The sequence below is a fragment of the Rhodococcus sp. EPR-147 genome (genome assembly GCF_001647185.1).
Classification (GTDB): domain Bacteria; phylum Actinomycetota; class Actinomycetes; order Mycobacteriales; family Mycobacteriaceae; genus Rhodococcoides.
In genome coordinates this window covers 1-6,897 of sequence record NZ_LVCU01000205.1, presented here as the reverse complement: position 1 = coordinate 6,897, position 6,897 = coordinate 1, and the positions used below count along the sequence as shown (strand labels likewise).

Sequence of the window (6,897 nt, the reverse complement as noted above, 5' to 3'; positions counted from 1 at the left end):
GTAGATCTGCGTTGTGGAAATGTGCTTGTGCCCGAGCAGTTTTGTGACGATGTGGATCGGCAGTCCGCTGCCGACCGATTCGGTGGCGAACATCCGCCGAAAATCGTGTGCTGTGTATCGGAGCGGGTTGCCCGCGTTGTCGACGATTCCGGTGGCGGCAAGGGTTTGGTTGAGCCACTTCTGGATCAAGTTTCGAGTCGGCACCGTCCATAGCCAGCCCATTCGATGCTGGAACAGATGCGGTAGCGGTGGATCGGTAATACGTTCGTGGCCGTCGTATCGCGCGGTCAGCGGGACTGTGCCGTCATTGGCGGTTCGGAGGCGGGCAATGATCGTTGCCAGCACGCTCGCGAGTTCCGGACTGACCAGCAGAAGGCGTTCTTCGCCGGTTTTGGACGGGACGATTTGCAGCATCGGCACGATCTCGCCGGTCGATGGCAGTGTGTAGGACACGACTGCGAGGTGGGTGAGTTCGAGGAGTTCCTCCACTCGAATTCCGGTGTGGCGGAACGTCTCGATCACCGCCCATGCCCAGAATGCCTCGTGCTCTTCTATTTCGATTTCGATGATCTCGCCGGTGTCGATGACTTCGGCGAGCACCGGTGGATGATCGTGCTGGTAGCTGGATTTCGTGAACGAGGGCGCGATGGACCGGCGGTAGCGCACTCCGAGATGCTCGAAGGTCTCTCCGACCGCCACCGACGCGGTGGCAGCGAGTAGCGCGGCCGATCGGTCACGGCGATCGTGAGCGGCATCGACCAACGAGGGAAGGTGCGGCAAACGCTCGCGAATTCGTTGGTGCACGACCGCTGTCGTCTTCGCGCGTTCTTTGCTGTATCCCTCGACGTCACTTTTGCGGATGGGGTTCGGAACGCTCCACTGCACCCAGGTGGGGTCTTCGGCTGCCCATTCGGCGATGTCGCGGTAGAAGCCGCGCACTGTCATCATCACTGCCAGTCGCCCTGCTCGTGGGCGTGTGGTTCCGTCTTTGTCGGTGATCACCGACAGTCGTTGCTTCCACCCGGCCGCAACGTCCGGCGGGAGGTCGATGGTGTCGAGGCCTGGATCGTGGAGTTCTATATCGGCCCAGAAGTTGCCGGCGAGAACTCCGGTAAGGGCGGCGAAGCCGCCGTAGTCCAGACTCGGTCGTCGTTCGTCGAGGTAGCGCACCAGAACGTTCCGCACCGTCGTGTTCACGAGGTTGTATCGGTCGACCAATTCACCCGTCGGGCGGGGTCCGCGCCGAATTGCTGCAGCGAAGCTCTTGATTCCCCGCAGGTCGGCGATACCGTCGAGTCCCGCCCACACCAGTTGCACGCTGGCCGAGGTCGGGCGATCACTGACCATGTTCCAGGCGCGGTAGCCCAGCAGGTCTTCCGGAGTGAGTTCATGGAGATCGCGCCCCGTATGCAGAACGATCTTGCATGCCACCAGCATCGCGGTGCTGCATTGTTTGGAGTTCGCCGCCAGAACCGAGACACGGGCCTCCAACGCTGTGAACATCTCGGGGTGGTGAGCGGTGCGCAGCTTGGCGTATAGCCCGGTCCACTGCATTGCTGACATGGACTCGTAACTGGGAAAGACAACCCGCGCGACCAGAAGAAGGATCAGGCCGCGCCGCAGTTCTTGGCTTCGGGTCACCACTGTTCGTGGGTCGGCATTGTCGTGGAAGGTGTCGAGCCAGTCGGACGATCCTACGTCGGCACCGGAATGAACCCAGCGCTCCTGCCATCCCGCGCCGGGGAAGGTCAGAAGCCACTCCAGGATCAGTCGGCATCACGTCGATTGAACAGGATGCGGTCGATCCAGGGGGACCCGTTGATCCGTCCGTTGATCACCACGTCACACGAGACGTCGTTGTCGACCCCGACCAGTCGAGCTGTGTCTTCGATGAGGTGGCGGTAGGTCCGCAAGGTCGTGCGATCGCATCCAAGCATGCGGGACAGGTGGCGAATGCTCGGTTGTCCGTTATGCCCCGGTAGTGGGCGGTCCGCGGCACGGTATTCAGCTATGAGTTGGTCCAGCTCCTCCTTGACCCATCGTCTCGTCTTGGGCGGAATTGACCCTTGTCCCAATCGAACTCGTCGCCACTCGCGGTCTGCCGCGAGAATGTCCGATGCAAACTCATCGACGAATCGCAGACTCCATGTGAGTAGGGGTCCGAGCACCGCCTCCGGAATTCTGGCGGTCGCGTTGTCTGGTCCGCTCCTGTCGCCGGACTCGCTCCAACCATCGATGTGGTACGGGTCGAAAGTCAGCTGATCGGTAACCATGAGTCCGCGGTAGCGATAGAGCGACCGAACCGAACTGCGATAGCGATCACGAACCGTGAGAGTGGGTTGCGTCGCGAGCAAATGCATTTGGTACGCAATCAAATCGGAAGGTTGCAACTCCGATAGCAGCGGCTGGCGCAGGTTGGGTCGCGAGGCGAGCCAGGAGAAGAAGTGGCGTAGCGTGGGCAACATCGAGGCAATCGTTGCTACCTTCGGTAAGCCGCGTCCTCTGGCGGGTGCAGGCCCGCCCAGTAGCCCGATGAAAAGTTCTTTGGCCACGGTGCGATAGACAGATGGCACGGATGTGAAGTCGAGGATCAGAGCAACATGATGTTGCTGAAAGAAAGCTGGACTGAGATCCCAGACGTCGTCTACGAATCGGGAAGCTCGGCTGAGTTCTGTCTCCGGGCGCACCGGCCGCCCGTTCAATACGCATCGTTCGTCGAACGGATGCGACGTCGACGGTTGAGGGTGGGCGTTGGTCATGTTTGCTCCCATGGTGATTCGACGAGATCGAGAAGTGCATCGGTGGGTTTGATCTCCGTTGCCGCCAGGATCTCGGACCGATTGAACTTCGAGAGAACGTCATGGCGGATGGCCGCCCACGTCGGTCCGTATCGGACCCACCAATCGGCCTCCGACAGCTGATCGCGGCGGGCCGCCAGCGCATCGAGCAATCCGAGCAGTCCAGGAAGGTGATCCGGTGTGACCACGCAGTTTCCGCAGTGAAAGCAGTCGAGAAACGATGCGCGACAGCTTCTCCCGGTGGCGGGATGGTGTTCGTGATCCCGGCACGCTGACCAGGCGGTATCGGCTGCGTCTGCATGCGTCGACGGGGTTTCACCATCGGGATCGGTGGTGGAGCGTTCCGGCTGCACGTTCAGTGTGCCTCCGGCAACGTGCAGCGCTCGTCTGTGTGCTGCCAGAGCGCTCGATTCGGCGTCGCTGACGGCAGCCGCGACAACGGTGTGTGCCCATTCCTGTGTTGTCGGGTCTCCGCGTAGATAGTTCCGGAACAGAACCGGGATGGTGTTGCTCCGGGCAGCGGACGGGAGGTGACCGCCGATCTGTTTGGTACGGCGCACGTCTGCCGTGGTCTTGATCCGGTTGCCGGTGACCGCAAGCGGAGCCGGGGGCGTTCCGTCGACGACGTCAGCGTGGAGGCAATGCCGGGTGCGCCATCCGGCAAGGTTGATTGCTGTTGCGGTCAGTTCGCGAGCGAATGGGTCGAAATGTTCTTCGATACCGCGAAGGCCGGTGTTGTGGCCGCTACGCCAGATCGACCAAACGGATGCGCTGCCAGAAGTGTTCCTGCTGCGAGTGGTCAGTTCGTGTAGCAGTAGGTAGAGACCGCCGGGATAGTGCAGTTCGCGACCCGGTGGCCCGATCTCCCACGTCGCGGTCTCGAACCATCGGTGATTGCCGCGGCGGCGTTTGATGACACGGACTTCGACGGCGCGTGTCTCCAGGATTCGGTGTTCCCAGGGGAGCTCTTTGATGGTTTCGATATTGCGGCCGGTCAGCGCCACCATCAACACGAGCATTGGCGCGAGGTCCCGGATCGTCATATAGAGCCGGCTCGCAAGCTCCAGTCTGACGACGTGCGCGCTGAAGCTCCGGCTCGGGGGTACGACTCCTGATTCCGCAATCGCGACGAGCTCTTTGTCGCCCTCCAAGCCTTCCTGTTCACCCGTTTGTCCTATTGCAGCTTCCGAGAGTCGAATTCGATCGCGCAATGCGGTGATGTCTGACCGAGCGGCTGAGAGAATACGATCGAACTCTCCGTCCGAGTAGCCAGGTTGGCCAATCCGGGTCTGCCCGATTTGGCGGCAGGTGTAGTCGATCACTGATGAATTCACCGTATCGACCAGCGGTGGCAACGTCAGGAACTGTCCGAAAAGTGCGATGCCTCGCCAGGCGTAGACGTCCTTCTGCGTGATTCTGCGCTGGTTGTAGACAGATTGGAGGTGGGCGGTCTCCAGCAACGGTGGTCCGGTCGGTGGATCCGGCAGTTCCGAGAGGGATCGCAGCATGGATCGCACCCTCGTAACCAGTCCCTTCGCTGAGCTGAGCGTCCTGCTGCGTCCCGTCGCCCCGAGGGCAAGGGCCAGAGCCTCTGCAACTGCCGTGTGCCAACCGGGCAGCGCCATCTTCGCGACGTCCACCAGCAGAGTCCGGCCGTCTTCACCATCGAATCGGACCGTGAGGCCGGAGGCGATGGCGTGTTCGCCTTCGGTCGGTGTGTACGGGCCAGATGGGAGCATCGCGCGGCGCCCGGTGCCGGTACTGCCGCGACCGTTCACTGTGTTTTGTTCTCAGTGGCGACGTCGAAGACGTCGAGTGGAGTGTCGCGGGGATCTTCCCATGTGTTGGGCACCAACATCATTCGCGTTTCCATTTCCAATTCCGACAGCGCGTGTAAGTAGATCTGTGTTGTCACCACGGAGCGGTGTCCGAGGCGACGTCGCACCCAGTCCAGAGGGTCACCGAAGATCTGTGTCCATTGCCCTCGCTGTTCGGCAGTCATTTCGGTCATCGCGCTGATATGTCCGCGCTGTAGCTGTTCCAGAGTCACCACCGCGAACGTGTGCCGCAGGAGGTGAGCATGTGCAGTCAGAGGAACTCCTGCTCGACGACACCGTGTGTTGGCGACTGCGAACATGTCTTTCCAGGTCGAGACCGCGATGGGGGTGCCGAACTCCGACAGCCAGAACGCGGCCGGCGTCAAGCCATCGGGCCCGTCGATGAGCAAGCGGCGTCGTTCGTCGGCATCGAGGTTGGAAACTTTCACGGTCGATCGCAGACCGGACCGAGTCTGTACGACGACCGGCGAATGCGGATCAGGGATCACGAGCGGGCGGCGAACCTGTTCGTACCGTCCGCAGGCGCGTGCGCGGGCGATGACCTCCGCGCGATCGAGTGTCGCGTACCCGATCAGGTCGGCGATCACGGATTCAGGAACGTAGACTCGGCGGGCCGAACGACCTTTGGCGATGGCCGTCGGCAGCCAAAAACGTTGATAGCCCCCGAGACCGCGAGCTGTTGGCACATCGAATACCGTCAGCGCCGCTTGCTCGGACAACCGCATGCCGGTGCGCACCATCAAGTCGCAGAATGATGCATTGCGCGCCGCCCAGCGACCGCGAAACCCGGTGTCGTGGACACCGTCGGCGCGATATCCGCGAATCCCGACATCGCGCCATAAACGGTAGGACTGGGGTGGGAGCCACTCGATACGATCCGTCGCGGCATCGTGCGAGTAGGTTGCCGGTGTTGTGGTCGAAGAGTCATGACGGACGAGGCCCGCGCCGAACGGCATTGGTCGTCGAACTCTCTGCGGCACAGGGTTGTTCAATATATGGCCCGCGCGGACCTGCCATCGATAGAACTTGTCGACTGCGGCAACCTCTCGGTCCCATGTCGCACCTTGTATGTGCGGCCCTTGAGAGTCGATCCTGCGCCAGCGCCAGTACGCCAGATGGTCAGCCTCGTTGACGTCGCACCAACGAGCTCTGTCTCGTGAGACAGCAACGAAGTTCAAAAACGCGGCTAGATCGCGGGCGTAGCCCACCTGGGTGTGGCGCGCCTTCGCCTGCATATCGACTGATCTGAAGAAGGCATTCAACTCGATGTCATACTCAAATGATGGGTCAATGAGGAACGGCGTGCCGGCCACCAACTCTGGCCGCGCGAACCCAGGCCACTCCAAATTTGTGTCCGGCACCGCTGGCCGCGGCACCAACTCGTGTGGAGTGATACAAACACGCCAACCAGGTCTCGGCATGGTGGGCAACAGTACGTGGACATCTGTCCATCCGTGCACAAAACATAGCTCTCACCGTGGCAGGCTCGTCCGGAGGATCCTTCCGCGACAGGACGCCTCTCAAGGTCCGCTCGGAGGGGCTCGCGATGGATGCAAAATCGCCCGGGCTGCTCCATGCGTGGGGGAAAACGGCTCGCGGACAGTGGATTTGCTGTCTGAGCTTCGACATACCGATCGGGAACGGCAAGGGATTTCTTCGCCTCCATCAACAGTGGTGCCCCGCCGAAGCCGCAACCCCCGTCAGCTAAAACATGCTCACTCGTCAAGATATGTTGACGAACGGAATGCGTCAAGATATCTTGACGCTATGGAATCGGAGAAGGTCCTCACCCCGACCGAGCTGACGGAGCTCTACGTCCAGTACAAGGACGCTCTCGTCGACGTCGACCTGGCCGATATGGTGCGCGAGCAGGGGCGCAAGGATGCCGGGGCGTGGACCGCGAACGCCCGACGACGCATGGACGACGCGGTCTCCGATGTCGACGCACTCGAGATCAACGCTTTCCTCGCCTCGACGATGATCGCCGACCGCTACGCCATCATCGGACGCCTCCGCAGTCGGGAGCGACCCGTGCCGTGGTCGAAGATCGGCGAGATCCTCGGCATGAGCAAGCAAGCCGCACAGCAGTGGTACGACACCTACAATCTGCGCCCCCGCATCGAGAACCCCACCCGCCGCACCGACCCGGCGTGATTCGCAGGCTCGATCATCCTGCGCTGTAGGCGATCCGAGTGTGCGCGGTGCCGCCTCTCGGTACCTGCAACGATTCGGCTCCCCTGTGCATTGGCATCGAAATCCGT

The 6,897-nt window shown here is 61.7% G+C and carries 5 protein-coding genes; 1 reads left to right on the top strand and 4 read right to left on the bottom strand.

The window, feature by feature from the left end:
- The 4 genes from A2J02_RS10070 to A2J02_RS10055 form a co-directional block, all read right to left on the bottom strand.
- Positions 1-1,641: tyrosine-type recombinase/integrase (locus A2J02_RS10070; RefSeq protein ID WP_231893743.1), on the bottom strand; the 1,641-nt coding region annotated here is incomplete at its 3' end.
- Between the two features lie 125 nt (positions 1,642-1,766).
- Complete coding sequence (locus A2J02_RS10065; protein WP_068049721.1) at positions 1,767-2,759, bottom strand: hypothetical protein; 993 nt, start codon at positions 2,757-2,759, stop codon at positions 1,767-1,769.
- On the bottom strand, positions 2,756-4,537 hold the full coding sequence (locus A2J02_RS10060; RefSeq protein WP_141215896.1) for a hypothetical protein: 1,782 nt from the start codon (positions 4,535-4,537) through the stop codon (positions 2,756-2,758). The genes A2J02_RS10065 and A2J02_RS10060 overlap by 4 nt, the downstream gene beginning before the upstream one ends.
- A gap of 35 nt (positions 4,538-4,572) precedes the next feature.
- The gene (locus A2J02_RS10055) at positions 4,573-5,949 is read right to left on the bottom strand and encodes a tyrosine-type recombinase/integrase (RefSeq protein ID WP_231893742.1); all 1,377 of its coding nucleotides are present in this window, start codon (positions 5,947-5,949) and stop codon (positions 4,573-4,575) included.
- 454 nt (positions 5,950-6,403) lie between these two features.
- Here A2J02_RS10055 and A2J02_RS10050 point away from each other — a divergent pair, with 454 nt between their 5' ends.
- Positions 6,404-6,790, top strand: a complete 387-nt coding sequence (locus A2J02_RS10050; RefSeq protein ID WP_068049718.1) for a hypothetical protein — start codon at positions 6,404-6,406, stop codon at positions 6,788-6,790.
- The last annotated feature ends 107 nt before the right edge of the window (positions 6,791-6,897 follow it).